Annotated in this window: 17 protein-coding genes; 8 read left to right on the top strand and 9 right to left on the bottom strand. The window is 70.6% G+C overall.

The genetic code is table 11. The features are described 5' to 3' along the window. Positions 1–6: 6 nt before the first annotated feature. Both AB4Z14_RS21125 and AB4Z14_RS21120 read right to left on the bottom strand, forming a co-directional pair. Positions 7–4,698: a multicopper oxidase domain-containing protein gene (locus AB4Z14_RS21125; RefSeq protein WP_442276945.1), complete on the bottom strand. Its 4,692-nt coding sequence runs from the start codon at positions 4,696–4,698 to the stop codon at positions 7–9. 2 nt (positions 4,699–4,700) lie between these two features. Continuing rightward, complete coding sequence (locus AB4Z14_RS21120; protein ID WP_056772848.1) at positions 4,701–5,270, bottom strand: hypothetical protein; 570 nt, start codon at positions 5,268–5,270, stop codon at positions 4,701–4,703. Between the two features lie 129 nt (positions 5,271–5,399). Between AB4Z14_RS21120 and AB4Z14_RS21115 the strand changes: the two genes are divergently transcribed. Beyond that, positions 5,400–7,151: a copper resistance CopC/CopD family protein gene (locus AB4Z14_RS21115; RefSeq protein WP_442276944.1), complete on the top strand. Its 1,752-nt coding sequence runs from the start codon at positions 5,400–5,402 to the stop codon at positions 7,149–7,151. A 227-nt stretch (positions 7,152–7,378) separates the two neighbouring features. Here AB4Z14_RS21115 and AB4Z14_RS21110 read toward each other — a convergent pair whose 3' ends face one another. From AB4Z14_RS21110 to serA, 5 genes are all read right to left on the bottom strand, one after another. Beyond that, positions 7,379–12,916, bottom strand: a complete 5,538-nt coding sequence (locus AB4Z14_RS21110) for a peroxidase family protein (RefSeq protein WP_442276943.1) — start codon at positions 12,914–12,916, stop codon at positions 7,379–7,381. Between the two features lie 274 nt (positions 12,917–13,190). Then, positions 13,191–14,222, bottom strand: a complete 1,032-nt coding sequence (locus AB4Z14_RS21105) for an AfsR/SARP family transcriptional regulator (protein WP_442276942.1) — start codon at positions 14,220–14,222, stop codon at positions 13,191–13,193. A 532-nt stretch (positions 14,223–14,754) separates the two neighbouring features. Next, positions 14,755–16,071 (bottom strand): sensor histidine kinase, encoded by a 1,317-nt coding sequence (locus tag AB4Z14_RS21100; protein WP_442276941.1) that lies wholly within the window; start codon positions 16,069–16,071, stop codon positions 14,755–14,757. A 29-nt stretch (positions 16,072–16,100) separates the two neighbouring features. Then, entirely contained in the window at positions 16,101–16,772 is a 672-nt protein-coding gene (locus AB4Z14_RS21095; protein WP_442276940.1) for a response regulator, read from the bottom strand. Between the two features lie 195 nt (positions 16,773–16,967). Beyond that, positions 16,968–18,170, bottom strand: a complete 1,203-nt coding sequence (gene serA / locus AB4Z14_RS21090) for a phosphoglycerate dehydrogenase (RefSeq protein WP_442276939.1) — start codon at positions 18,168–18,170, stop codon at positions 16,968–16,970. A gap of 324 nt (positions 18,171–18,494) precedes the next feature. Between serA and AB4Z14_RS21085 the strand changes: the two genes are divergently transcribed. From AB4Z14_RS21085 to AB4Z14_RS21060, 6 genes are all read left to right on the top strand, one after another. Continuing rightward, positions 18,495–18,962, top strand: coding sequence for a GNAT family N-acetyltransferase (locus tag AB4Z14_RS21085; RefSeq protein WP_442276938.1), 468 nt, complete (start codon positions 18,495–18,497; stop codon positions 18,960–18,962). Between the two features lie 320 nt (positions 18,963–19,282). After that, positions 19,283–20,047: a GAF and ANTAR domain-containing protein gene (locus tag AB4Z14_RS21080; RefSeq protein WP_442276937.1), complete on the top strand. Its 765-nt coding sequence runs from the start codon at positions 19,283–19,285 to the stop codon at positions 20,045–20,047. A gap of 64 nt (positions 20,048–20,111) precedes the next feature. Then, complete coding sequence (locus tag AB4Z14_RS21075) at positions 20,112–20,846, top strand: GAF and ANTAR domain-containing protein (RefSeq protein WP_442276936.1); 735 nt, start codon at positions 20,112–20,114, stop codon at positions 20,844–20,846. Positions 20,847–20,919: 73 nt separating this feature from the next. Continuing rightward, positions 20,920–21,306, top strand: a complete 387-nt coding sequence (locus AB4Z14_RS21070) for an ArsR/SmtB family transcription factor (protein ID WP_442276935.1) — start codon at positions 20,920–20,922, stop codon at positions 21,304–21,306. Continuing rightward, positions 21,303–22,385, top strand: coding sequence for a cation diffusion facilitator family transporter (locus AB4Z14_RS21065; RefSeq protein WP_442276934.1), 1,083 nt, complete (start codon positions 21,303–21,305; stop codon positions 22,383–22,385). Before AB4Z14_RS21070 ends, AB4Z14_RS21065 begins: the two co-directional genes overlap by 4 nt. Before the next feature lie 52 nt (positions 22,386–22,437). Then, entirely contained in the window at positions 22,438–22,560 is a 123-nt protein-coding gene (locus AB4Z14_RS21060; protein WP_255358395.1) for a hypothetical protein, read from the top strand. A 655-nt stretch (positions 22,561–23,215) separates the two neighbouring features. Here the strand turns inward: AB4Z14_RS21060 and AB4Z14_RS21055 are convergent. Beyond that, positions 23,216–23,737 carry a hypothetical protein gene (locus tag AB4Z14_RS21055; protein ID WP_442276933.1) on the bottom strand — a complete coding sequence of 174 codons (522 nt, stop codon included), beginning with the start codon at positions 23,735–23,737 and terminating at the stop codon, positions 23,216–23,218. 434 nt (positions 23,738–24,171) lie between these two features. Between AB4Z14_RS21055 and AB4Z14_RS21050 the strand changes: the two genes are divergently transcribed. Then, on the top strand, positions 24,172–25,392 hold the full coding sequence (locus tag AB4Z14_RS21050) for an amidohydrolase (protein WP_442276932.1): 1,221 nt from the start codon (positions 24,172–24,174) through the stop codon (positions 25,390–25,392). Positions 25,393–25,594: 202 nt separating this feature from the next. On the opposite strand, the gene AB4Z14_RS21045 is transcribed toward AB4Z14_RS21050, so the two are convergent. Beyond that, entirely contained in the window at positions 25,595–25,873 is a 279-nt protein-coding gene (locus tag AB4Z14_RS21045; protein WP_442276931.1) for a hypothetical protein, read from the bottom strand. Positions 25,874–26,241 lie beyond the last annotated feature (368 nt).

The following is a 26,241-nucleotide window of genomic DNA, read 5'->3' as shown; positions in this document are numbered from 1 at the left end:
CGCCCGTCAGCACGTGCTCCCGTCGACGCGGAGGATCGGACACGTCGGGGACGCGTAGGGCAGCACCCGTTGCAGGCCCCAGAGCCCGACCGCGGTGAACGGCCTCCTGAGGTCGCCGTAGAAGTAGTCGCCGGGTGCCGCTCTCGTGCCGCCCGCACCACCGACGACGTCGAGGTCGAAGGACTCCCACGGCCCCATGCCCTGCGTGGTCGTCGAGTCCGCGTCACCGATCCGGGGGTCCTGCGGCCAGTGCAGCCCACCGAGGCTGAAGGAGTGGGCGCTCTCGCTCCCGGGCGTCACGACCACGTGCATGACCTCCGGATCACCGGCGTATGCCGTCAGCAAGGGCACCTGCCCCGGGTCACGGAAGGCGCCGGGACCGTCACCGGCCGGAGCCGCCGCGTAGTTGAGCAGCGACCGTCCCGCCCGGGCGTTCGTCGGGTAGGGCATGAAGTCCTGCCCGATCTGCGTGTCGTCGTCGGCGAGGAGCACCGTGAAGTCGCGGTAGTCGGTGACGTCGCCGCCCGGTACGTGCACGATCACCTGGGCGCCGATGTCCTTCGCGAGTCCCGTGACGGGGTCGCTGAACTCGGTGCGCAGACCGTCGACCCTGGACGCGGGGGCGACGACCATCGCGCCGTAGAGACCGTTCTTGGCCGAGCCCGGCGAGGCCAGGTCCGAGATGACGGCGGTGCCGAGGCGGTCGGTGGCGGCGTAGTACGTGTAGGTGCGTACGGCCCCCGGAGCCACGTTCTGCTCCGGCGCGAAGCCGACGTCGACACCGCCCGAGTCGGAGGCGCGGTCGAGCTTGCCCACCGAGAACCCCGCTGGGGTGGTCAGGGTGTTCGTGAGGCGGACGGAGACGCACTCGCCGGCGACGACGTGCAGCACGAGCGGTACCGGGCTCTTCAGGCCCTTCTTGATGCTGAGGACGTCACCGTCGGGGACGAAGGCCGTCCGGGCACCGTTGAGGCTCTGCGACTTGTCGACGGCACTGAGGTTGAAGCTGCGCGTCGGCGCCGTCGGCGGGCACGGGCTGTCCTGGGGCTCGGCTGCCGGAGGCGGTCCACCGGTGGTGACCGGTGGCACGTAGGCGGTGCTCGGCGGCGCCACCCCCGGGAGGGGCTGGAGGTCGTCGACGGTTCCGGGCAGCACCCGCACGACGCCCCAGGCGCCCTGCTGGGTGTGCTTCTCGACGCCGTTGGCGTAGAGGTAGTCACCCGGCCTCATCCGCATGTCGGGTGCCGAGCCGTTGAAGACCAGGGTGAACTTCTCGCTGACGCCGTAGTGGATCGTGTCGATGATCGATCCGGCCGGGCTCGGGCCCGACCCGTCGTCGTGGGTGTAGCGCGGCTCGAGCAGGGTGCGGCCCCCCTGCAGGTGCAGGGTGTCGACGGTCGGTGACACGTTGATGGTGCGCACGACCAGCGGGTCGTCGGGATAGAGCCGGGGCAGGGGTGTCACCGGGTCGCCGTAGGTCCAGGAGCTGAACTGGTGCGCCGTGTCCGGGCGGTCTGCGAGCGGGTTCGCCTTGAGGTTGAGCGTGGAGTACGCCCCCGCGTCGTTGTCGTTGATCGTCCAGAGCGCCAGCTCACGGAAGCTGCCGTTGACGAGTCCCGGGGACAGGGCGCTCGTCGTGTGGATGTCGACGAGGGTGCCCGAGTCCACCTCGGCCCCGGTCACGGGGTCGTGGTAGGTCGAGCCGGGAGGCTCGACGACGAGCTGGCCGACGAGGCCGTGGCCCCAGCCGTGGATCCCGTCGACGTGGTCGTGCCAGAAGACGTTGTCGAGCAGGGCATCGGGGTACCAGCGGTACTGGATGAACTCGCTCCCGGCATACTCCCCGGACGCGTGGGCGGCGACCAACGCCGAGTCGAGGGTCACGGTGCGGGTCGTCTGGTTGACGGCGACGACCTGGTGGGTCTCGATGGACTCGAGGCCCTCACCGACGGCGATCCACGGTCTCGTGGCCTTGCCGCCGGCGTCGACGCCGACGAGCGAGGCCACGCTGCTGAGGACGAGCGTCCGGGCCCCCTTGGCGGCCGCCGCGCTGAGGCGCGGGTCGACCACACGGTAGGGCCGGACGGAGTGCTCGTAGGCGTAGCCCGCACTCACCCCGTCGGACCCCTGCACGTCGAACTGGACGTGGTGGATGTGCATGGAGCTCTTGGAGAAGTTGTCGAAGGCGGACGCGTCCGGGATCTCGTTCGTCAGCGTGATCGCGACGCAGTCGCCCTGGTTGGCACGGATCGCGAGCGGGTCGGAGCGGCGCGGATCACTCGCCACAGCCTGCTTGTCCTTGGCCAGGACGAACAGCTTGCCGTCTGGGTCGACCTGCGTCGGCGTGCGCTGGATCGACTTGCCGATGGTGACGACGTTGAAGGTGCGTACCCGTCTCCCCTTGGGGCACAGGGCATCCGAGCGGTTGGTCCACGGACTGGTGCTCGCGGAGGTCTGGCCTGTCATCGCCCCGAGCCACGGTGTCCCGGTGTGACCGGCCGGCGTGAAGGGTGGTCGTTTGCCGATGTTCGTGCGGAAGAGCGGGTAGGCCGGCCGTCCGTTGCGCGGGTTGAACAGGATCGTCGGTCGTCCCGTCACGATGCGCCCCACGTCGACGGCGAGGAGGTTCGGCTGGCCGGACACGACCTTCGGGGAGTCGGCGAAGACCGTGGGGTCGGCCGGGGCTCCGAGGTAGAGCTGCTGCGACCCCGTGCCCGTCACCTTCCAGTTCCAGACGGTCGCGTCCTGTCCGTTGCGCGGCACCCCCGCGGGCGGCAGCTGCGGGCGGATCCAGGAGTCGAGGTTGGTGGCCGTGATCAGGGTGCCGTTGATGGTGCGCCCGATGAGGCCGCGCGAGTCGACGGCGGTCGGCGGGAGGGCTCGGTCGGCGATCGGCACGAGGTCGGGCTGACGGGTGTCGTAGACGCGCCACAGGCCCCACATGCCGGAGTTGTAGTGCTTGGCGATGTGGCAGTGGAAGAGGAAGTCGCCGGCAGACTGCTGGACCCCGCCCGCGCCGCCCTCGATCTCGAGGTCGTAGGACTCACCGGGGCCGATCGACTGGGAGTCGAGCCGCTGCGACGGCGACAGCACGGTGGGCGGGTCCTTGCGCAATCCCGTGTCGGCGTAGTTGAACGACGTGTCGGCGACCGGGTTGAAGCGCCACCGGTCACCCCCGCCGTGGAGGTGGAAGACGTGGAACTTCTCGCTGCCCACGTGCATGAGCCGGATCTTCGTCGGGTCGGCGAGGTAGCCGCGCATCATCGGCGTCGCCGGCTCGCCGAAGGTGTACGAGCTGTACGCGTGAGACTTCTCCTTGGGGAAGGCGAGGAGCCGGTTGCGGAACGGCTCCGAGCGGTAGTTGAGCGCGAAGGCGCCCGGCCGGTAGGAGCCGGTCGTCGAGTCGACGAGCGGGATGTCGGCGCCGGCGGCGTTCTTGATCAGCTCGTTGTCGTTGCCGATCTCGTGGTGCAGCAGGGCACCCTCGCGGAAGCCGCACGTCGGCATCGCGCTCGATGGGACGCAGGCGGCGCTCGGTGAGGCCGGCTTGATGATGGCCTCCCAGCCGGAGTCCAGCTGGCGACCGGCGACCGAGGCGTTCCAGTAGGTCGACCCCGGCGGCTCGACGACGAGCGCGCCGAAGAGCCCGTGCGCGACCGCGGCGCGGTAGCCGGGCCCGGGGTGGATGTAGTGGCCGCCCTCGAGGCGACGGTCGAGCGGGATGGCGAAACGGTAGGTGCGGCTCTGTCCCGCCGCGACGTCGGACGGGTCGTTCTGGCCCACCTCGTCGCCCGACGAGCTGATGTCGAACTCGAGCCCGTCGATGTGCAGGCCGTAGGGACCGCCCGATGCCGCGTTGGTCAGACGGATCGAGACGCAGTCACCCTCGTTGGCCCGGATGACGAGGGGCTGGATCGCGTCGTCGCGCAGGCCCACGGACACCTTCTGCGAGGTCTCCTGGGCCCGGACCGCGGCGAGCCGAGAGGTGAGGACGTACATCTTGCCCTTGGGATCGTGGTCGCCGAACCGGTTGAGCGGGATGTTGACGTCGATGGCCGTGACGTCGTACGAGCGGTTCACGGTCCCCCCGTCCAGGCAGCCCGGCGTCCCGGCGAGGGCCACGGTGGGCGACGACGCCTCGGCGACGGGTGCGAGGGCCAGCACGGCGACGACGCCGATGACCCCGGTACCCACCGCGAGCAGACGTGCCCCGTGGGCACGACGGTGGGACCGCGAGAGGCTCCGGTGGCGTCGGGTCCCGGCGAGGGACCGGAGCGACGAGGCCACCACGACCACCGGCACGACGACGATCAGGACCGTCGTCGCGTCCCCGAAGAGGCCGATCACCGGCAGGCCGTCCCGGGGCTCGTCCAGGGCCACGAGCCGCAGCTGGTTGCCCACCGCGACCGAGGCCGCCACCGCGAGGATGCACCGCGCCAGGACCGCCGACTCGCGCAGTCCTCGGCGCAGCGACGCCGCCAGGACCGGGTGGACGACGAGCACGAGGGGCACGGTGAACGCCACCACGGTGGTCGAGTGACCCACGGGTCCCTGGACGACACCCGCGCCGACGTCGTGCAGGTCGAGCCAGGACAGCCAGAGCCCGCCCACCACCCCCATCGCCAGCGCCGTGACGAGGTCGGCCACGGTGACGTGCCGCTTCGCGCTCGCTCGGGTGGTAGGCGACGGGATGGCCATGGTCACTCCTTCTGGGAAGGCTTCGGTGCGACGTGCGAGTCGTGCGTGTCGCCCGGCGAGCCGCCGGCAGTCGACATGTAGAGCAGGGGCACCCGTGGCGTGCCCGGGCCAGCGCCGAGCACGACGTGCGAGCCGTCACGGGGCAGGACGTAGGACAACGACCCCTCGAGGTGGGCGTGGGCCGCGAGACGGCCCCGGAGCGGCAGCGACCCGGCCAGCGGGGCCGCGCCGGACGGCTGTCCCGAGGCGATCGCCCTGAGGGCGGTCGCGTCGTACGTCGTGTCGACGTCGCCCGCCGTCACGGTCAGCACGACCCGGACCAGGGCCTTGTCGCTGGTGACGAGCCCGTTCACCCCGTGGGACATCCCACCGAGGTCGGCGTCGGAGAGGCCGGTCACCTCCTCGGCGCCCGTCACCCTGAACGACACCCCACCCACGGTGAGGACCGTCGGGTCGGGCGGCCCGGCGAGGACGGCACGGGTGTGCCACCCCCCGAGGACCAGCCCGACGGCGACCAGCAGCGCGAGGACGATGGTGCGTCCCCGACGCGGTTCCGGGCGCAGGCTTCTCATCCGACCAGCGTCGCAGGGCGACCTTCGACCTACCTTGGGGTCCGCCACTGCACAGCACGACCACGCCTTTCGCGGGCGACCGGCTCCAATCTCCCCCGGGCGCAACAGCTCCCGTCCTACTCTCGGACCATGACGCTGGGCAGGCCCCGCTCGCGCGGAGGCCTCGGAGGGAGCCCGGGACGACGTCGGCGCGGAGCGCTCGTCGCCCTCCTGACCCTTGCCGTCGTCCTCGTCACGTCCGGCCCGGCCGGCGCCCACACGCGCCTCCGGTCCTCGGACCCGGCGGCCGGCTCGGTCGTCGCCACGGCGCCCACGGCGGTGACGCTGCGTTTCGCCGAGCCCGTGGCGGCCGCGGACGGGGCAGCGCACGTCTACGACGACCACTACGAACGCGTCGACCAGGGACAGGTTCTCGCCGTCGAGGGCACGTCCGACTCGCTCCGGGTCCCGCTGCGACCCGGACTGGCGAAGGGCACGTATGTCGTGGTGTGGCAGGCGAGCTCGGCCGACACCCATCCCGTGACCGGGTCGTTCCGCTTCTCGGTCGGCGCCCCGACCCCGGTCCAGGGCACTCCACCGGACGACAGCCACAACGACCTCGCGGGAGCGGTGCTGGGCCCCCTCCGCTGGCTCGGGTACGTCGGGATGGTCCTCGCCCCCGGCCTGCTGCTCATGGTCCTCTGGCTGTGGCCCGAGGGGCTCTCGTCACCCCGGACCCGTCGCCTCCTCGGCATCGGTGCGGGCCTGCTCGCTGCGGCCACCGTGGGGAGCATGGTCGTGCAGGGCGTCTATGCCAGTGGCGAGCCGTTCAGTGCGCTCTGGGCCGACCCCGGCTCCCTCGACACCCACTCCCGGACCTTCGACACGGTCCACTCGGTGCGGGCCTTCCTCCTCGTCGCCCTCGTCGCGCTGCTCGTGGCCGCCCTGAGCTTCGGGCCGCGAGCGACGGGGCGCCTCCTGCTCGGCCTGCGGTCCGCCGCCGTCGCCGTGACCCTCGCTCTCGCCGTGACGTGGCCGCTGGCCGGGCACTCCGCGGCCACGACGCACCCCGCGCTCACCGTCGCCCTCAACGTCGTGCACCTGCTCGCCATGGTCGTCTGGCTCGGTGGCCTCGTCGGCCTGCTCGTCGGGTCCGGGGAGCCCGAGCAGCAGGCGGCCCTCGGCCGGGCGCTCCCCCGTTTCTCCTGGGTGGCCCTCGCGTCCGTCGCGACGCTCGTGGTCACCGGAGTCCTGCTGGCCTGGTCCGAGGTGGGTACCGTCTCGGCCCTGACGCCGACCGCCTACGGACGCGTGCTGCTCGCGAAGGTCGGCGGCGTGCTCGTCCTCGTCGCCCTCGGCAACAGCGCGCGCGTGTGGGTCGAGCGACACCGCATACCAACGCCTTCTCGATCAGAGGCCGGGGCTCCGGCGTCCACGGTCCCGGCGGCAGCCGTCGGGGCCACGGGCCTGCGGGCGGGGCTCGCCGGAGAGACGCTCACGGCCGGCATCGTGCTCGGCCTGACCACGGCCCTCGTCGTCATCGTCCCGGCCCGCTCGGACTACGTCGAGCCGTGGAGCAGGGTGATCACGGCTGACGGCGCGACGGTCTCGGTGCAGCTGCCCCGACCCCGCGTCGGCGACACGGTCGCGCTCGTGACGGTCGCGGCCCGGGGTGGCCGCCGCTCCATCTCGTCGGTGACGGGGTCGGTCAGCCGTCCCGGGGTGACCGCGGCCGCCGTCCGGCTCCCGGTCAGCCCTGAGGGGTCCGGCGCCGACGGCGCCACCGAGGTCGGTCTCACCTTCGACGACGTCGGCCCGTGGTCGGTCCGTCTGGTGCTCACCCCGACCTCGGGCACACCGACGACGGTCGTCTTCACCGTGCCCATCGCTGCCGACGCCTGAGGCCCGGCGCCGACCGGCGCCGACCGGCGCCGACCCGCACCGACCCGCCCCCCCGGCACCGGTTCGGGCACCGGCACCGGGGAGCCCGGCGGACGGCATACGCCCTCGGTGGGCAGTCGCGGCGACGGCCGGGCCGGCGGCACGACATCGCGGGGACCACTCACGCCCCCACACGACGGAGGGTGGTGACCCCTGCGGGGCCACCACCCTCCTGCTTGCTTACCGGACTACCGGCCGGCCACGAGGTTCGACCGGGCCGACTGGGCCCCGCCTCCCACCGCGTTGACGGCCTGGACGGTGAACCGGTAGTTACCGGCGACCGGCAGTGTCATCACGAGCGACCGGGCCGTGCTCGGCTGCACCGCTGAGACGGTGGTCGCGAGGACCGCTCCCGCTGCACTCATGCGCAGCGCCGAGACCCGGTAGCCGGTGATGACCGAGCCACCAGTCGCTGCCGGAGGCGTCCACCGCGCTGTCGCGTTGATCGCACCACCGGCGACTCCGGCCGTGGCGGTCCCGATGACGGGAGCGCCGGGAACGGTTGCCGGCGTCACCGCGATCGACAGAGCCGAGAAGGCGCTCGTGCCGACGGCGTTCACCGCAGCGACCTGGAAACGGTACGCCGTCCCGTTGGTCAGCCCCGTGACGACCAGGCTGGTCGCCGCCGCACCCGCTGGGCGAAGGGCACCCACCTGGGTTCCAGCAGCGTTGACCACCCGCACGGAGAACCCGGTGATGGGCGAGCCTCCGTTGGTTCCCGCAGTCCACCGGACGGTGGCCGAGGCGTTGCCCCGGGTGGGCGTGCCGATCGTCGGGGCAGCCGGTGCGGTCGCCGGCGTGACCGAGTTCGACAGGGCCGAGAGGGCGCTCGTGCCGGCGGCGTTCACCGCAGCGACCTGGAAGCGGTATGCCGTCCCGTTGGTCAGCCCCGTGACGACCAGGCTGGTCGCCGCCGCACCCGCTGGGCGAAGGGCACCCACCTGGGTGTTGGTAGCGACGTTGACCACCCGCACGGAGAACCCGGTGATGGGCGAGCCTCCGTTGGCTCCCGCGGTCCACCGGACGGTGGCCGAGGCGTTGCCCGGTGTGGCCGTGCCGATCGTCGGTGCTGCCGGTGCGGTCGGGGCGACGGGTGTCGCCGTCCCCGATGCCGCCGGTCCGGTGCCGAACTGGTTCACCGCGGCCACCTGGAAGGTGTAGAGCGTGCCGTTGGTGAGACCGGTGACGAGGCGGGAGGTCGCGGTGCGCGAGATCCCGGTGATGGTCTGGACCGGAGCGACGGTCGTGTCGGTCCCGGAGAAGACCCGGATCGCGAAGCTCGTCGCGGTGGCAGGCCCGGTGAAGTTGACCGTCACCGAGGCGTTGCCTGCGACCAGGCTCGTGATGCTGGGCGCGGCGGGCACTGCCACAGGCAGGGTCGCGTCGCTGAACTGCAGGCGCTCGACGTTCCACACGGTGTCGATGCCGTCGGCTCCGCCGTTGCTGTCGACGGTGATGCTGCCGTTGGCGTTCGGCGTGATCGTGTAGGACGCCAAGGTCCCGGTGAAGACCGCGACGTCGCAGTTGACCGCGGCAGCTCCGAGGGCGCAGTCACCTGCGGCGCCGGTGGCTGCTGTGGTGCCCATGCCCGTGATCTCACGGACCGCGACCAGGTTGCCCGGGTCGGCCAGTCCGGCGAAGACCGCCTGCTGGAGCGTCATGCCGGTGGTGCCGGTTCCCCACGGGTTCGTGGTGGTCGCGGGCACCGCCTTGTTCTCCATCAGGTCCGTCGTGCCGGTCTGGGTGGTGGGGTCGGCCGGGTTGGTGCGGTAGCTGATCCGCACGGACAGGGCGTGGTCGCCGTCGATGATGTCATCGGCGCCCCGGCCGGTGATGGTGTCACTGCCACCGCCACCGAGCAGGATGTCGCCCTCGGCCCAGACCGTCCCGGTTCCGGCAACCGTGCCGGCCTGTCCGGTGAGTGGGCAGTAGCCGGCGGCGGAGGCCGCGACGATGGGTGCCAGCTGGCTCGGGAAGGTCGAGACCAGGCGGTTGAGTCCGCCGATGCGTGCGACACCGGTCGGGTCGAGTGCGTTGCACCCGGTGAACCCGGCACCGCCCAAGGTCGACGGAGCGACCTCGTGACCCTTGATGACGTCGTTGAAGTTCGAGCCCGAGTCGGCCTCGGTCTCCTGCCAACGGTCGCGGTTCACGACGAGCTGGATCGGGACGCCGACGAGGTTGTTGTTGATCTCCATGTCGTCGTCACCGCCCACGGTGTCGTACTGGTGGAAGGCCCAGTCGAAGCCGCCGGCGCCAGCGTTGCGGTCGACGGCCGCGTTCTGCGACATGAGGTCGTCTCCGCCCTCGGCGTCGTAGTCGTTCTCGCCGACCTGGCCGACGAAGATGTCGTTGCCGGGTGCCGTCTGGGCCGGGTCGTCGAAGAACGGCGCACCGTGGTCGCCCTGGAGCAGGTCCTGCCCCGAGCCGCCCTCGATCCAGTCGTCGCCACCGTCTCCGAAGACGGCGTCGGCACCCTGGCCGGCGATGACGAAGTCATTGCCGGGGCCTGCGAAGGTCTCGTTGTCGTTGGCTCCACCGTTGATGAAGTCCTGACCCTCGTTACCCATCGGGATGTCGTCCCCGATGCCGGCATCGATCGCGTCGTCGCCGGGGCCGCCCTTGGGCACGTCCGCACCACCGAGGTCGGTGATGATGTCGTCGCCCTCGCCACCGAGCGCGATGTCGTCTCCGCCGTTGCCCTCGATGACGTCGTTGCCGAGGCCACCCCAGAAGGTGTCGTTGTCGTTGCCACCGATGATCCGGTCCACGGCGGCGGTGCCGTTGTAGACCGACTGCCCGTTGATGCCCGCCGGGTCGACGGTGTTGATCGCGCGGTAGGCGATCGCGCCGTCAGCCTTCTTGAGCAGCAACAGGTTCTCGTCGCAGTCGGCCGTGGCCGGGTCGTCCTTGAGCGTTCCGGCGCCCGTCAGGCTTGCCGGCACGTCGGGAGTCGCTGCGCGGACCAGCGTGTTCGGGGAGTTCAGCGGGTCGTTCAGGAACGACATCTGGAACTTGCAGTCAGCCGTGGCGAAGGCGTCGGCCTTGAGCGAGTTCGTCCCCTCGGTGTTGCGCTGGATCATCTCGGAGAAGGAGTTGCCCTCGAGCTGGGTGCGGAGGTTCATCCCGGGAGTCCGGAGCAGGTAGTAGAAGCGGTCGCCGTCCTGCAGGCTCTCCATCTGCGTCTGGAAGACGTAGTTGAAGGTCGAGCCCAGCAGGCCGCCGAAGAGGTTCGTCACCTCGGCGAGGCCGCCGACCCACAGGTCGACGTCGTCGACACCGGTGGTGGTGCGACCGCCTGCGTTGGCCCAGGCACCCGTACCGAACATGAAGTCGGCCGCGTCGGCCGGCGGGACGTCGGTGGCGAGCGGGTTGACGATCGCCCGGGCAGCATTGCGCTTGGCGGCTGCCGTCGTGGCACCGACGATCGACGGGTGCTGTCCGTAGGCCGCGACGAAGTTGACCAGCGACTCGGGGTGCTTGAGGTGCTGCCCGAAGTCGGTCCAGTCGGTGTACGGCGCGAGCTGGCCGTCGTTGGTCTGCGCGAAGATCTGCCGGCGCAGGTCGTTGAGCCGCGGGATGCCCGCGTCCCTGGCACGGGCCATGTTGAGCGTCGGGAGGTCGAGCGGCAGACCCAGCAGGTTGTTGCGGAGGGTCTCGGTCACGAACTCGTCGATCTCGTTGCCGGCCTGGTCGGAGGAGCCCATGAAGATCGCTCCCGCTCCCTCGCGCGCGGTGTAGGAGGTCGGACTCGCCCCGTGGGTTCTCGCGAAGAGCTCAGGCGGGTTGAGGAACGCCGTGAGCAGCGGGAGCGAGTTGTCCGTCTTGGCACCGTTGGCCTCGGTCGTCGTGCGCGCCACGTCGTCGTCGAGCATCGAGTGCCCGAACCGGTAGACGGCATGGGCGAACTCGGCCTGGACGGCCGGGTTGATGTCAGGCGAGTAGACGTGGAACGGCCGGATCGCCGGCTGCACCTTGCGACCGAACTCCTCGAAGACGAGGTGCTGGTACTCCATCTCCGTCACGAAGCGGGCTGCCTGGAAGAGGCGTCCGCCGTAGCCGTAGCTGACGTCCGCGCCCGCGGCCGTGAGGCGGTGCGGGGCCTGGAAGTCGGCGAGGAGCGACGGGTTGTTGTTCAGCGTGTTGGCGATGTCGTCGACCAGGCGGTTGTGCTCCGAGTGGAACACCTGGTGGATCGAGGACAGGGCGATGTTCTCGTTGCACCGTCCGTCACCGCAGATGAAGTGTGCGTTGAGCAGCTCGTCGTCGTAGGTGCCGGCCGGCTGGTGCGCGAAGTCGGTCGACGGCGTGGTGTCCGTGTCCGGCGTGAGCCCACCGGACGGGTCGGCGTTGTGCGCGATGTCGGTGAGGAACGGCGTGTCGAAGTGCTGGACGTTGGCCGGTGCCGGCACCGGGCCGGCGCAGCCGACGTCGGTCGTGCGGCAGCCCTCGACGAGAGTGTTGGCCGTCGTCACGTACTGCGGGAGACCGCGAGCCGGGCCGGGCAGGAAGTTGCCGTAGGGGTCGGCGGCGATCATCGGGATGTTCGTGACGTCCGCATCGACGAGACGCAGGCCGAGCAGGTCTGCCGCCTGCTTCTTGATGCCGGCCCACGTGGCCAGCCCGCCGCTGCCGTCGGGCGAGCCCGGGTAGGCCTCTCCGACCGGTCCACCGTCGAGGAAGCGACCGTCGGAGACGGGCCGTCCACCGACGTTCGTGTACTCGCGGAGGAAGACCTGGTGCGAGCTGTGCGAGGTGTACGTCTGCGACTGGTCGACCCAGGGGCTGTCCGTGTTGTTCGCGTTCTGGATGTCGTCGGCGGACTCGTCCACGGTCGTGGCCGGGTTGTCACCGAGGATCCCGTCCGGACCGGGCTGGTTCTGGGCGCGGGTCAGGACCATGAAAGCCTGGTTGGCCGGCACCTCGTCACCGTTGCCCTGTATGCCGTCCGGACCCGCCGTGATCAGCGGGTCGTCGGCGCGCAGCGGGACGAAGACCGTGCCGCCGCTCTTGACCGTCTGGTCGACGCCGTGGTCGAAGAACTGGCCGAAGAAGGTGAAGACCGAGTTGAACGGCGGGGAGAGCCCGACGTCCGTCGTGACGTTCTCGATGAAGAGCGTCTTGTGCGAAGGCACACAGTTCGCCGGCACACCGAGCGGGACCGCCGGGGTCGGGTCGGTCGTGCAGGCGATGACCTTGTTGCCGCCCTGGGCCCGGACCGGGAACTCAGCCGCGGCGATGGCCGCCGGGTTCGTCGAGGTCTGGTCGACGATGAGGTTGCTCACCAGCCGGGGCTGGCTGTCGAAGACGTTGCCCTTCTTCTGGGCGTACGACGTGGCGACAGGCGGCCCGAACAGTGGCGGGTTCGTCTCTGCCGCACGGAAGTCCGGTGTCGTCAGTCGTGGGAACGGGACATCGGCGGCCGCGAACTTCTCACGGCCGGCGAAGAGGTTGTTGCACGAGCCGTCGACGGTGCGGAGTCCGTAGGACGTCAGCCGGTCGGGGACCTGGTCGGGGCCGGGGCCCACCAGCGTGCCACAGCGGTTCGACGCCGTCTCCGTCGCCGAGTGGCGCTCGGCGATCTTGATCTGCTTGAGGATGTAGGCGATGTCGGATGCCGTCACCACGAAGCCGTTGCCCGCGGGTGCGGGAGCGGCCTGCGCGGACGTGACGGCGAGCGGCACGACCATGGCGAACGGCACGACGAACGCGACGCTCGCTGCCACCCACCGGAACCGGACCGCTAGTGGCTGCGGCCCCGCCCGGTGCGCGGACCGACGAGCGTCCACGCCGAGGATCCGGGCGTGAGTCCGCCCGGGAGACTTGCCGGTTGAGCGTTTCATTGCACACCTGCCTTGTGAGTTGTTGTTGGTGTCCCCGACGTGGTCCTGTGCAGACCCGATGAGTGCGTGTGGAACGGATTGGAAGTGCGCCGTGCCGGCACCGCTTGCCGGCTCGGCGTGACTCCCGGAGAGCGCTGCCGCCCGGGGCTCCCGGGCGTCATGCGCTGGCCGAACGGATCGGTCGTGATGGCGCCGAGGACGCGCACCGCACGAGTGCGGCGAGCGCGTGTCGGGCCTCGTCGGCAGCCGGGCCCCGCCTGCCGGTCCCGGAGTCGGGGCCGGAGTCGGGGACGTCCCCGGCGGCGAACCCGCCGCGAGAGACCCGGTGAAGGCGGACGACGGCATCGATGAGGCCCTCGAGCTCGGAGTCGCCCGCGTCGGGACCTCCGAGCAAGCGCCCATACATCTCCTGCAGCCGCGGCCCGGGCGCACACCCGAGCTCGTCGGCGAACACCCTGCGGCACCGGGCATACGCCCTCAGGCCCTCTGCATGGTGCCCGGACACGTCCTTGCTGTGCAGGTAGGCGTACCAGGCACCCTCGTCGAGCGAGTCGGCCTCGATGGCCTGACGGGCCCAGCGGGTCGCATCGCCGGGCGCGAGGTCCACGACCTTCTCGGCCGCGGCGACGAGCCACTCGCTCGTCATCCGCTCGTGCTCCGCGCGCGCCGCGTCCAGCCAGAGGGCGCTCGCCTCGTCCGGCAGCAGCGGGGTCCTGGCGACGGCAAGAGTCCGGCGCAGCAGGGGCAGTGCCACCTCGGGTCGGACGCTCGGGTGCAGGACCCGTCCGACGTCACGGGCGAGCGTCGCGACGTCGAGGTCGACCTGGTCCAGGTCCAGCGAGTAGCACCCGGCGCGGGTCATGATCGTCCCCTGCCGGGGTGCGCCCGGGACCTGGAGGTGCTTGCGCAGCACACACACGTAGGACTCGAGGGTCGCCGTCGCCGCCGCGGGCCGGTCGTCGCCCCACAGGATCGAGACCAGCGCCTCCTTCGACACCGGGACGCCGCGGGCCACCGCGAGCGCGATGAGCAGGTGGCGGGGCTTGACGCCGCCGAGCTGACGTGGTCCGAGGACAGCGGTCCCGACGCGCACGTGCAGGCCGCCGAGCAGGTTCACCTGCACCGCGGCCGTGCCCGGACGTCGGCCGGTCGGCGCCACCGTGACGGTGCGCGCCACGTGGATGCTCATGTCCGCGCCTCGTCGACGGTGACAGCGGCACGGTCAGGCCGACGGCCACACCGCCGACCTGACCGGCCGCCGCGGGACTCCCACGAGGGGGTTGCATCGGCGCAGTGCGTGACGTGACCGGCACGCCCGGGACGGACGGGGGAGATCGAGCCGCCTGTCGTCGCAACGCCGTCTGCCGTGAGAGTCACGACTCTGACCGCGGGCGCGCCCGCGGTCACGAACAGGAGAACGGCGGCCGCCGACGACGGCACCGACTCCCCGGTGATGGTTGGGCACTCCGTCGCGCGATCGGGCCGGCACGCGCGCCGCCGGGTCGGCGACGTGTCGTCCGCGACACGTCGACGTCGTCCACTCCCCTGTCGGCGCCCCCACCCGAACTGCTCTTTCCCCATGCATCCATGGTGCTGAGCACCCTTGTGCCACAACAGTGCCGAAGAGGGGGCCGCATGCGACCCTCCTTGGGGGTGCCGTCAACCCCCTATTTGGGGGGGTGCGCCTTGACCGGCAGCCCGCGACCCGGAGGCGTACGCCCTCAGGGTGCCCAGGACCAGGCGAACCTCTGGGGGAAGCGGGCTCGCAGACGCGATCCGCCACCGGGCAGGGCGCCCAGGCTGACCTCGCCGCCGATGTCGGCGACGTCGTCCTGCAGCAGGCGCAGTCCGAGGTGGCCCTTCGCCGGCGCCGGGAAGGGGCCACCCACCCCGTCGTCGTCGACCGTCACCACGACGTCGCTGCCGTCGACGGTCGCGACGACGGACACGGTCCGGGCGTGGGCGTGCTTCACGACGTTGCGCAGGCCTTCCCGCACGACGTGGTAGGCGAACTGGGTGGACTCGGCCGAGATCTCCTTGAGGCGTCGGTCGACGTCGATCGTGACGTCGACCCCCTCGGCACGGACGGGTTGCGCGAGCTGCTCGACGGCGGCCTCGAGCCCCTCGCGGGCGAGACCGACCGGGTAGAGGTCGGTGAGCAGCCCTCGCAGCGAGGCGATGTCACCCTGGAGCCGACGGCCCACCGACTCGAGCACCCCGCGAGCCGAGGTCGACTGGGCCGGGAGCTCCGCCGCGACAGCGGGAAGCGAGTAGCCGAGGCTCGTCAGGTCCTGGATGAGCCCGTCGTGCAGCTCGCGCGAGATCTTGCGGCGCTCCACGTCAGAGGCGGCCAGCGCATGGCGCAGGAGTGACGACCGTTCTGCCTGAGCCTGGTCGACGCGCCGGGCGAGCGAGAGGGCCAACGGGATCACCGTCAGGATGAACAGGACGAGGGCGCCGATCGCCAGCGGCAGGATGCGGGTCGAGATGACGATCTCGTCGCGGACGATCCGGTCGCTGTTCCAGTACGACTCGACGAGGATCGGCTTGCCCTCGGAGTCGACGGCCCCGGCATACACCTCGAGGAGCTCGTCGTACCCCTGCTCGTGCTGGTTCTCCTCCTTCGAGAGGTCCGAGAGGGTCGCCACCGACGAGGTGGTCCCGAAGAGGGCGGCCTCCTCGGGCTCGAGGGTGAAGGTCTCGCCGTGCAGCTCGTGCACATCGGACCAGATGACCTGGCCGCCCACGCCCCAGACCTTGATCCGCACCAGGGAGTCGTCACGCAGCGGGCTGCCCACGACGGCGTCGAGGATGCGGTCGGAGCCGGGGTCACCTCGGCGGACGGCTGCACTGATGAGCGGCGCGACGACGTCGCGCGCGAAGGAGATCCCGTGCGTGCTGGCGTCACGGACCGCGATGTCACGGGCTGCCGCCTTGACGGCCAGGCTCACGCCGCCGGCGCACGCCGTCAACGCGATGAGGCTCCACAGCAGGAAGCGTCGAACGGCTCGGCCGCGGACGGTGTGAGAGTCCCCCATCGACCACCTTCGGGGTCGCAGGCGCACGGTCAGGAGCCGATCAGTCCGAACCGTCGAGCCGTCACGACCGCCTCGAGCTGCGAGTGCGCGTTGAGCTTGACCATGATGTTCTTCACGTAGCCACGGCACGTGAGGCGCGTGATCCCCAGACGTCCGGAGATCGTCGCGACGTTGTGTCCCTCCGAGAGGTGCATCAGCACCTCGGTCTCCCGGACCGTCAGCGGCGTGTGGTTCGAGACAGGGGGGCAGCGCAGGAGGTCACGCAGGACCCGCGGATGCACGACGAACCCGTCTCCCTTGCAGCCGCGCAACGCCTCGAAGAGCTCGGTGAGCGTGCCGTCCTTGAGCAGCAGGGCACTCGCGCCCGCATCGGCGGCGCGGCGCAGCAGGGTCTGGTCGACGTCGGCCGTGAGCACGACGACACGCAGTCGCGGGTCCTCACGGATGAGCTCGGCAGCGAGCTCGATGCCGTCCCCGTCACCGAGGTTGACGTCCATGACGATGACGTCGGGACGCAGAGCGGCGACGGACGCGCGCGCCTCTGAAGCGCAGTTCGCCGACCCGATGCACTCCAGCCCGGCCTGCAGGCCGATCGCCAGCGCCATCGCCGACGCCACGGCCTGGTGGTCGTCCACCACGAGCACGCGGACGTAGTCCTCGAGTACCCCCACCCCGGGCCCCACTCCCAGTGTCACGCTCATTGTCCCCACCCCCACGTTCCGGGCTCCCCCGAGCCCCTCACTGAGAAATTATGCGGACGGCGGGGGCCCGCGTCTCACGAATCCGCAGGTCAGAGGCCCAGACCGGGACGATTCGGGCACTTGGGACGGTAGTTCGTTCTGTCTCTGCGGATGCCGGAGTCACCGAGCTCTGTGGCCCCGGCGCGGAGCCGTCCGTCAGGTCGCCCAGGTCCGGAGCCAGACGGTCTCCTCGAGCTGCCGCAGCTGCTCCAGGGTCTCGTCCGACAGGGCCACGTCGGTGTCGGTGATGACGTAGCCGAGCTCACCGCGGGTCGAGAGCGACTGCCCGGTGATGTTGGCACCTGCCTCGGAGAGCGTCTGGTTGATCGACGCGAGCACCCCGCGCACGTTGTGGTGGAGGTAGCCGGCCCGGAAGCCGCCGCCGTCGGCCGGCGGCGCCGACACCTCGGGCAGGTTCACCGACAGGGAGGTGACACCGGACTGCACGAACCCGAGCAGCTTGGCCGCGACGAAGGACCCGATCTCCTCCTGCGCCTCCTGGGTCGAGCCACCCACGTGCGGGGTGAGGATGACGTTGTCGAGGCCTCGCAGCGGCGACTCGAACGGGTCGCCCTGGGCCTTGGGTTCGGACGGGAACACGTCGATGGCCGCACCGGAGAGGTGACCGGAGAGGATGTGCGCGCGCAGCGCCTGGTCGTCGACCACCATGCCGCGAGAGGCGTTGATGAACACCGAGCCGGGCTTCATGAGCGAGAACTGCTCGTCGCCGAAGAGGCCTGCGTTGCCGGGTCGACCGTCGACGTGCAGGCTGACGATGTCGGACTCGGCGAGCAGCTGCTCCAGCGAGCCCAGGCGCCGGGCGTTCCCGTGCGCCAGCCGGTCCGCGGTGTCGTAGAAGACGACGTGGAGGCCGATGGCCTCGGCGACGTTGGACAGCTGGGTGCCGATGTTGCCGTAGCCGACGATCCCGAGGGTCTGACCACGCGTCTCGTGGCTCCCCCGCGCGGACTTGTCCCAGATCCCGTCGTGCATGCGCTGGGTCTTCTCGGGCAGACGACGGGCCAGGGCGAGCATCTCGCCGATGACCAGCTCGACGACGCTCCTCGTGTTCGAGAAGGGTGCGTTGAAGACCGGGACCCCGTGCGCGGCTGCCGCGGTGAGGTCGACCTGGTTGGTCCCGATGCAGAAGCACCCGACGGCGCGGAGGTCGTCGGCCGCTGCGAGCACCCGCTGGGTGACCTTCGTGTTGGACCGGATCCCCAGGAGCGAGACTCCGACCAGAGCGTCGATGAGCTCGCCCTCGGTGAGGGATCCGGACCGGACCTCGACGTCGTGGCCGTTGCTTCGAAAGGCTTCGACGGCGACGGGGTGAACGTTCTCCAGCAGCAGGACCTTCACGGGCGCCTCCTTGTCCGGGGCAGGACGGTTTGTGGTGCTAGCGGGTCGGTGGGCTGCGGCTCGAGCGCGCCTGCCACACCGGGGTCGACCGACCCGATGGTGTCACGCATGCTCCGGTCGGGCTCACGTGGCCACCAGTTGGAAACCTCGAGGCCGTGCGCATGGTGGAGGAGGAGTCGCCAGTCCCGAGGACTCGGGCGCAAGTCCGGAACGGGCTACTGCGACTGGGGCGGAGCGACGCGGTGACGGGCCGTCACCGCGGAGCCAGCGCCACGCATACGCCATGACCGCGTGGGCGCCCGGCGCACTTGCTAGGTTCGCGGCGTGGAGATCACGCGCATCGGAGCAGACGACTGGGAGCGGTTCCGATCGGCGCGGCTCGCGTCGTTGTCCGAGTCACCGGAAGCCTTCGGCTCGCGGTACGCCGACTGGGTCGATGCCCCTGCCGAGCGCTGGCGGTCCCGCCTGACCCAGGTTCCGCTGACCCTCCTGGCGCACGACGGGACGAGGGACGTCGGTGTCGTCAGCGGACAACCCGCGGGAGCGGAGTGGGTCGAGCTGATCTCGATGTGGGTGGCCCCGGATGCGCGAGGCACCGGACTGGCGGGTCACCTCATCCGCGCGGTGACGGACTGGGCTGCTGCCCAGGGGATGTCGACCTATCTCATGGTCCGCCACGACAACGTCCGGGCGCGGACGGCGTACGAACGGGCCGGCTTCGTCGACACCGGAGTCCCGGAGAGGTGGCCGATCGATGAGCCGCCGGAGCGCCGGATGGAGCTGCGCACCTGACGTCGCGATGGCCCGGCACCTGCGATTTTCCCGTCGGCGTGGCGTGCAGGATTCGCTCAGCCTGCTGTGGCACTCTCACTCTCGCGCGCCCGTCGATGCTCCCCTGTCTCGGCGGGCGCGCCCACGCCCCAGCAGCAACCCCCCTGCTGCTGGTGCACCCGGCGCGGCCCGCTCACCCCACCCGAGCGGGCTGCGCCTTCCTACCTCGTCAGGACGACGGTCGTCCGGAGGACGAGGCGTAGGGTGGAGCCATCTCAGGCCGGTCGACCCCGGACCTCGGCGGCGGGCTGGTGGTTCATGCCCCAGAACCGAGGTTGCCCGTGACGACGTCCCGGCCGGACCCAGCAGTGGCTCGGATCCTGCTGCAGCTCGCCGACGAGCCTCTCCCGGCGGGAGCCGACGGACTCGTGAGCACCTTGACCCGCCTGTGCGCCGCCCTGGTGCGTCACCTCCCGGCGTCGGGATCAGGCATCAGCCTGGTCGGTGAGGGACACGGGTCGGCCGGGATCGCCGCCTGGGCGGGTCCTCGTAGCCGCAGTCTCGAGGAGCTGCAGTTCACGTTGGGCGAGGGTCCCTGTCTGGACGCCCATGCCTCGCGCCGGCCGATGCTCGAGCCCGACCTCGTGGGAGCCGGGTCGCACCGATGGCCGATCTACGGCCCGCGCGCGGCCGAGCTCGGGGTCGGCGCGGTGTTCGCCTTCCCCCTGCAGATCGGCTCGGCGCGGGTGGGGGTGCTCGACATCTACCGCAGTCAGGCCGGTCCGCTCTCCGCCGAAGCCCTGGCGTCGGGCTACGGCTTCGCCGAGGTCGCCCTCCGGCTGCTGCTCCAGGAGCAGGCTGGGGCCTCCGAGGGCCGGGCTCCGGAGGGGCTCGACGACGTCCTGGCCCACCGGATGGAGGTCTACCAGGCGCAGGGGATGGTCATGGTCGACCTGGGGGTGAAGCCCGCCGAGGCGATGGCACGCCTGCGCGGACACGCCTTCGCAGCCGGCCAGGACATCGCTGCCGTGGCCCGGGACGTCATCGACGGCATACTCCATCTGCAGCGGGACCATCCCCCTCACGATCCCGGGGAGTACCGATGACGCCTCGACACCGTCCGCGGACCACGCGCCCACGCGCGCGCCTGCCGAAAGGAGCTGACCGCTCGTGATCGCCCTCGACAAGCTCACCGACGTCTTCGTCGCCGTCGCCGACACCCTCGTCGCCGACTTCGACATCATCGAGTTCCTCGAGCTCGTCGCCGAGAAGGCAGCGACGATCAGCGCGGCCAGCGCGGCCGGGATCGTCCTGGGCGATCCGACCGGGCGACTCCAGTTCGTGGCGGCCTCCGAGCAGTCGGTCCGGCTGCTCGAGGCACTTGCCGTGCAGAGCGAGAGCGGTCCGTGCCAGGACTGCTTCCACACCGGTGGGCCGGTGGTCAACACCGACCTGCGTGACGGCGAGGCCCACCGCCGGTGGCCGGCGTTCGCGGCACTCGCCACCTCCATGGGCTACCAGTCGGTGCACGCGCTACCGCTGCGGCACCAGGGCACGGCGATCGGTGCACTCACGCTGCTCAGCGTCCACGCGCATCCCCTCGAGGACGCGGACGTACGCGTCGTCCAGGCCGTCGCCGACATCGCCACGATCGGCATCCTGCAGGAGCGCTCCATCCGGGCCAGCGGCGTCCTCACCGAGCAGCTGCAGTACGCGCTGGTCAGCCGGATCAGCATCGAGCAGGCCAAGGGCATCCTCTCGCGCATCCACGGCATCAGCGTCGACGACGCCTTCACGCTCCTGCGCTCGTACGCACGAGGCGCGGGCCTCGGTCTGAGCGCCGTCGCGACCGAGGTCGTCAACGAGCCCGACCGGCACCCCACGCTCACCAGACCCCGGAGGTGAACGGTGGGTCGACCCCGTGCCCCTGTCGGCCCTCCCCCGTCCTCGTCCATGGAGGCATCGTTACAATCTGCGTATGGATGCAGATAGGCAGACTGATGGGCTACCCGACGACCAGGTCGAGCTGGCCGTCGAGGTCTTCCGGATGCTCGCCGACGGCACGCGGATCCGGCTGCTCTGGGCGCTGCGCGACGTCGAGCGTCCGGTGAACGAGCTCGCCGAGGCCCTCGGCAAGGCAGCGCCCTCCGTCTCCCAGCATCTCGCCAAGCTGAGGATGGCCCGCATGGTGCGCACCCGGCGCGAGGGGAACCAGGTCTTCTACCGGGTCGAGAACGACCACGTGGCCAGCCTCGTCCGTGACGCGATCCACCATGCCGAGCACGCGTCGGACGGCGTCCCCGCTCACCACCGGTCGGCCGGACCGAGCATCTCCCCGATCGGCAGGAACGAGCAGTCCCGATGAACACCGCCGACCACGACCACGACCACCCACACGACCGGCACGGCGCCCGACAGCACCCCGGGCACTCCCATGGGCACGCGAGCCGGTGGGCTCGGCTCCGCCACGCGGTCACCCCGCACTCGCACGACGCCGCGGACTCCGTCGACTCGGCCCTGGAGTCGAGCGCCCGCGGTATCCGTGCGGTGAAGATCAGCCTCGTCGTCCTCGGCGTCACCGCGTTCGCGCAGCTGGGCGTCGTCTACGTGTCCGGCTCGGTGGCGCTGCTGGCCGACACGATCCACAACTTCAGCGACGCGCTCACCGCGGTACCGCTCTGGATCGCCTTCGTGCTCGGCCGGCGCGCCGCCACCCGCCGTTACACGTACGGCTACGGCCGCGCCGAGGACCTCGCCGGACTCTTCGTCATCGCCATGATCGCCCTCTCGGCCGTGCTCGCCGGATGGGAGGCCGTCGACCGCCTCCTGCACCCGGCGCCGGTCGACAACGTGGGATGGGTCGCCGTGGCGGGACTCGTCGGCTTCATCGGCAACGAGACCGTCGCGATCTTCCGCATCCGCGAGGGCCGGGCCATCGGCTCGGCGGCCCTCGTGGCCGACGGCCACCACGCGCGGACCGATGGCTTCACCTCCCTCGCGGTGCTCGTGGGAGCAGGTGGGGTCGCAGTCGGCTGGACCTGGGCCGACCCCGTCATCGGCCTCGCCATCACCGTCGCGATCGTCCTGGTGCTGCGCACCGCGGCCCGCGACGTCCTCCGTCGGCTCATGGACGGGATCGACCCCTCGCTCGTCGAGTCGGCCGAGCGCACCCTCTCCCGGGTACCGGGCGTGACCGCAGTCCGCAGCGTGCGAATGCGCTGGATCGGCCACGAGATCCACGCGGAGGCCGAGCTCGACGTCGACGCGACGACGAGCCTGGTCGCTGCCCACACCCTCGCCCACCGTGCCGAGGCCGAGCTCGTGCGCACCACGGCCAGGCTCACGACAGCTGTGGTTCACGCCTACCCGGCCCACCAGGACGGCGCGCCACGAGAACGCGTGTCCCAAAAGGGGGTGTTCCGGGTAGGTGGCAGACCAGTGTGATGCGTCGGCGGGGCGGCGCGTCGGCACGACCTTCCTATGCGAGGAGCTCGCCGTGATTGCCCTGGCCCTGACTGCGCCCGTCCTGGGTTTCGGTCTTCTGCTGACCCTGCAATGGTTCGAGGAGCGTGTCATGTCCGCCGATGCCGGTCCGGTGTCGGTGCAGCCACGTTCGTAGTGCCGGCCGACGGACCTCACGCAGGGCTGGGGTCTTTGCCGACCAGCGAAAGTGCGTCCGCGACGCATCAGGCGACAGGTGCGATGACCAGCCAATAGGGTCCCGGAGCCTGCACAGAGATCGTCGTGCCGATGCTCCCGAGCGGCAGTCTGATGTCTGCCGCGGCTGCTCCTGCGCACACGCTGCTGATGAGGACCTCGTCGTCACCAGTGACGGTGTAGCGACCCGGACCCGGGCAGCTCACTGAGACGAAGGCCTCGGAGCCCGAGGTCGCCGTCAACGAGTACGTCGCCGCCGTCGTCCCGCGCTCGGACAACAGGGGGCTGGGGCCCACCGCGGGACCGTGCTTGGCCCTCAGATCATTCATCGGGTCAGTAGGCGCCGCGGCGACGGTCGGCGGGCCGGGGGTCGACGCGCCGCTCGAGACCGGGGCAACGCTCGTTGCCCCGACGGAAGCCCGAGCCGATCCGTGGTCTGTGGCTGCCGTGGGGCCGGTCGAGCAGGCCGAGGTCGAGGCGACGAGGACAGCCACGAGAACCGAGAGGCATCCCCCGCGCCGTGTCCGTCCTCGCTGGGGTCGTGACGAAGGCACTGCAGCCCCAGCCGGTCCGGCCGGGGCTGCAGTGGTGATGTGTGCCTGGACCACCGAGACGACTCAGGAGTGGGTGAACTCGATGGCGCTGGTGTTGCCCACGATCGTGCCGGTCTTGTCGGTGCGGAGGTTGCACGGAGCGACGAGGGTCTTCTTCGTGTAGCTGACCTTGTAGGCGTGGTGCCCCGCCTCGATCCAGCCGGTCGACTGCGTCGAGGGGACCTTCCAGGAGTACGAACGGGTCACCGAACTCGTCCAGTCCTTCTTGATGGTGACGCCAACCGACACGCTTGCCTTCGCGAAGATGACGCCGGCCTCTGCCGACGTGGTTCCGGTGATGGATCCCCCGGTGGTCACCGACTCGCCGAGAGCGATGGTCAGGGTGCCGCCACTCCGCCCGTACGTCCGGGTGTCCGAGTCGCCGCGGTAGGTCGGCGACTGAGTCGTCGTGTAATAGACATTGCCCACCTCCGCGCAGGCGGCGTAGCTGGACGGAGCCGTCACCACGGCTGCCGCGGGAACCGCGAGCAGCAGGGTGAGCCCCTTGGCCATCAGGCCCTTGCGTGAACCACTGATAACGTCCACAGCTTCTCCCCGTCTTGTTGTCCCGACGCCCTGACCGGGCGCGGCGACGAGGTCATCCTTTCGACGGCACAGTCGGCTGTCAATGACTCGGGAAGCTCTGTTTTTCGGCCATCCCGGGCACGTAGGCGCCCAGGCGGTCAGAGGCGCCCGCACGGGACGCGCGCCCGTGAATTCCCTTACGGGCCAAGGGTTCTAGAGGTCGACGCCGCATGGCCGCTGGTCAGGTCCCGAGGACGGTCAGTCGCGTTCCGCGGAGGGATGAAAGTCGTGGCCGGACCGAGGAAGTACCCGCGCCCAGGTGGTCTGTGGAACCGTCGGAGACAGCCGGCCGCTCTCAGCGGGCAGGTGGCCCTCGGAGCCATCTCACAGCCTGGGTGGGTACGGTCACCACGCCGTGAGACCGGCTCTTCGAACTCCACGAGGGGTGACGCCGAATGACATCCGCCGACGAGGTGCTGGCCGGGCTGCACCACACATGTGCCTGGCAAGAGGATTTCTACCGCGACCTGCATGCCCATCCGGAGCTGAGCGGACGCGAGTCCGAGACAGCCGCGGCCGTCGCCCAGCGGCTCACCGGGTGGGGGTTCGAGATCCACGAGCTGGGTGGTGGCGTGGTCGGCGTACTCCCGAACGGGTCCGGACAGACGGTGCTGTGCCGGGCCGACATGGACGCGCTGCCGGTCACCGAGCTGACCGGCCTTCCGTATGCGTCCACGGCCAAAGCCACGGACGAGACCGGAGCGACGGTCGGGGTCTCACACGCCTGCGGACACGACGTCCACGTCACGTGCCTCCTCGGTGCCGCCCAGCTGCTCGCGAGTCGACGCGACCTGTGGCACGGCACCTTCGTCGCCCTGTTCCAGCCGGCCGAGGAGACGGCCTCGGGCGCGCAAGGAATGCTCGATGCCGGCTTGACCGGACGTATCCCACGACCCGACGTCGCTTTCGCCCAGCACGTCCTGGGCCTCCCGGCCGGGACCGTCGCAACGACCATCGGTCCCGTGATGTCAGCAGGCGACAGCATCCGGATCACCGTCTCCGGGATCGGCTCACACGGCTCGATGCCACACCTGAGCGTCGACCCCGTCGTGCTCGCAGCATCCATCGTGGTCAGGCTGCAGACCATCGTGGCCCGTGAGACCAAACCCGGAGAGTTCGCCGTCGTGACCGTCGGAAGCAGCGTCGCCGGCACGAAGAGCAACGTCATCGCCGACCGAGCCGTGCTGCTGCTCAACGTCCGCACGTACGACGACGACGTCCGCGCCCAGGTGCTTGCGGCGATCGAACGCATCGTGCGGGCGGAGTGCGACGCTGCCGGATCACCGCAGGCACCGACGTTCGACTACTACGACCAGTACCCCCTCACGACCAACGACCGCGAGGTCGGTGCGACGGTGCGCAGCGCCTTCGAGCAGCACTTCGCCGACCGGGTGGTCGACCTCGGCCGGGTGACGGCCAGTGAGGACTTCAGCCGGATCCCGGACGCCTTCGGGACGCCGTATGCCTACTGGGGCGTCGGTGGGTTCGCCGACGCCTCCGCAGCACCACCGAACCACTCCCCCTACTTCGCACCCTTGATCCAGCCCACGCTCGACACGGGCACGTCGGCGCTCGTCGTCGCGACCCTGACCTACCTCGCCAAGGAGCCCGGCTGAACCAAGGCTTCCACGACCCAGAGGGAGCAGCCGCACACCGAGCGAGCCGACAGACGCTGGCGGCCCTGGGTGACCGGCTGGCCACCCTGACAGATCACGCCTTCACAGCCACTTCGGAGTGAGCCACGGCGGCGCGCCCACCCTCCAGGCCGAGGCGCGGCTTGCAAACCCCTGGCCCAACCGCAGAGCCGCTCCCTCAGTGTCAGCCGTCCACGACGTCGTGCCCGTGTTTCGCCAGCTCGGTCTCGAACGCTGGGTGCAGTTGCTCGGGCACCCAGATGCCCCATTCGCCGTGCGCCGAGCCCGGGAACGTGCTCGGGGAGATGGCGCAGAGACCGCTGGGATCTGATCCGATGACGAGGTCCAGCGCGTTGGCGGCGGCCCCGGCGTCGACCTCCAATGCGGGTCGGTAGGCCGGGGCCCAGATGGCGTAGCCGGTGATCTCGCTGATGCGGTCGCTGTACCTGTAGAAGGTGGCCATACGCCAACGTACCGACCGCAGCCCGGGGACGGATGTCGTTTGCCCTGTCGGGAGGCGACAGTCACGGGCGCAGTCCTCTGCTATCTGCGGAGACGTATCGCAGGTCAGAGGCCTGAAAGTGGATGAGTCGGCCGATACGCCAGGGATGGAACCGGCTCCGTCGCTTCGTGCTGACCGTGGTGCCCCAAACCTCTGACCTGAGCAAACGTGCTACTGGCACGGGACTGCTGACGCTCTGGTTGACAGGCGTGGTGTGGGGTTTCAGGCCGCGTGTGCGGCTGCGTAGATGGTCTCAAACTCGATGGGCGTTAGTTTGCCGAGGGGTCGTTGTCGGCGTCGGCGGTGGTAGGTCCTTTCGATCCAGGTGA

Source organism: Terrabacter sp. 2TAF16, from assembly GCF_052115065.1.
GTDB lineage: Bacteria > Actinomycetota > Actinomycetes > Actinomycetales > Dermatophilaceae > Terrabacter.
Note: the sequence above shows the minus strand (reverse complement) of the source record. Positions and strands in the feature narration are given on the sequence as shown.

What these genes read in the sequence shown, in the direction of transcription:
- AB4Z14_RS21125 (WP_442276945.1), bottom strand. Translation starts at nt 4,698, where the DNA reads ATGGCCATCCCGTCGCCTACCACCCGAGCGAGCGCGAAGCGGCACGTC.
- AB4Z14_RS21120 (WP_056772848.1), bottom strand. Translation starts at nt 5,270, where the DNA reads ATGAGAAGCCTGCGCCCGGAACCGCGTCGGGGACGCACCATCGTCCTC.
- AB4Z14_RS21115 (WP_442276944.1), top strand. Translation starts at nt 5,400, where the DNA reads ATGACGCTGGGCAGGCCCCGCTCGCGCGGAGGCCTCGGAGGGAGCCCG.
- AB4Z14_RS21105 (WP_442276942.1), bottom strand. Translation starts at nt 14,222, where the DNA reads ATGAGCATCCACGTGGCGCGCACCGTCACGGTGGCGCCGACCGGCCGA.
- AB4Z14_RS21100 (WP_442276941.1), bottom strand. Translation starts at nt 16,071, where the DNA reads ATGGGGGACTCTCACACCGTCCGCGGCCGAGCCGTTCGACGCTTCCTG.
- AB4Z14_RS21095 (WP_442276940.1), bottom strand. Translation starts at nt 16,772, where the DNA reads ATGAGCGTGACACTGGGAGTGGGGCCCGGGGTGGGGGTACTCGAGGAC.
- AB4Z14_RS21070 (WP_442276935.1), top strand. Translation starts at nt 20,920, where the DNA reads ATGGATGCAGATAGGCAGACTGATGGGCTACCCGACGACCAGGTCGAG.
- AB4Z14_RS21065 (WP_442276934.1), top strand. Translation starts at nt 21,303, where the DNA reads ATGAACACCGCCGACCACGACCACGACCACCCACACGACCGGCACGGC.
- AB4Z14_RS21050 (WP_442276932.1), top strand. Translation starts at nt 24,172, where the DNA reads ATGACATCCGCCGACGAGGTGCTGGCCGGGCTGCACCACACATGTGCC.
- AB4Z14_RS21045 (WP_442276931.1), bottom strand. Translation starts at nt 25,873, where the DNA reads ATGGCCACCTTCTACAGGTACAGCGACCGCATCAGCGAGATCACCGGC.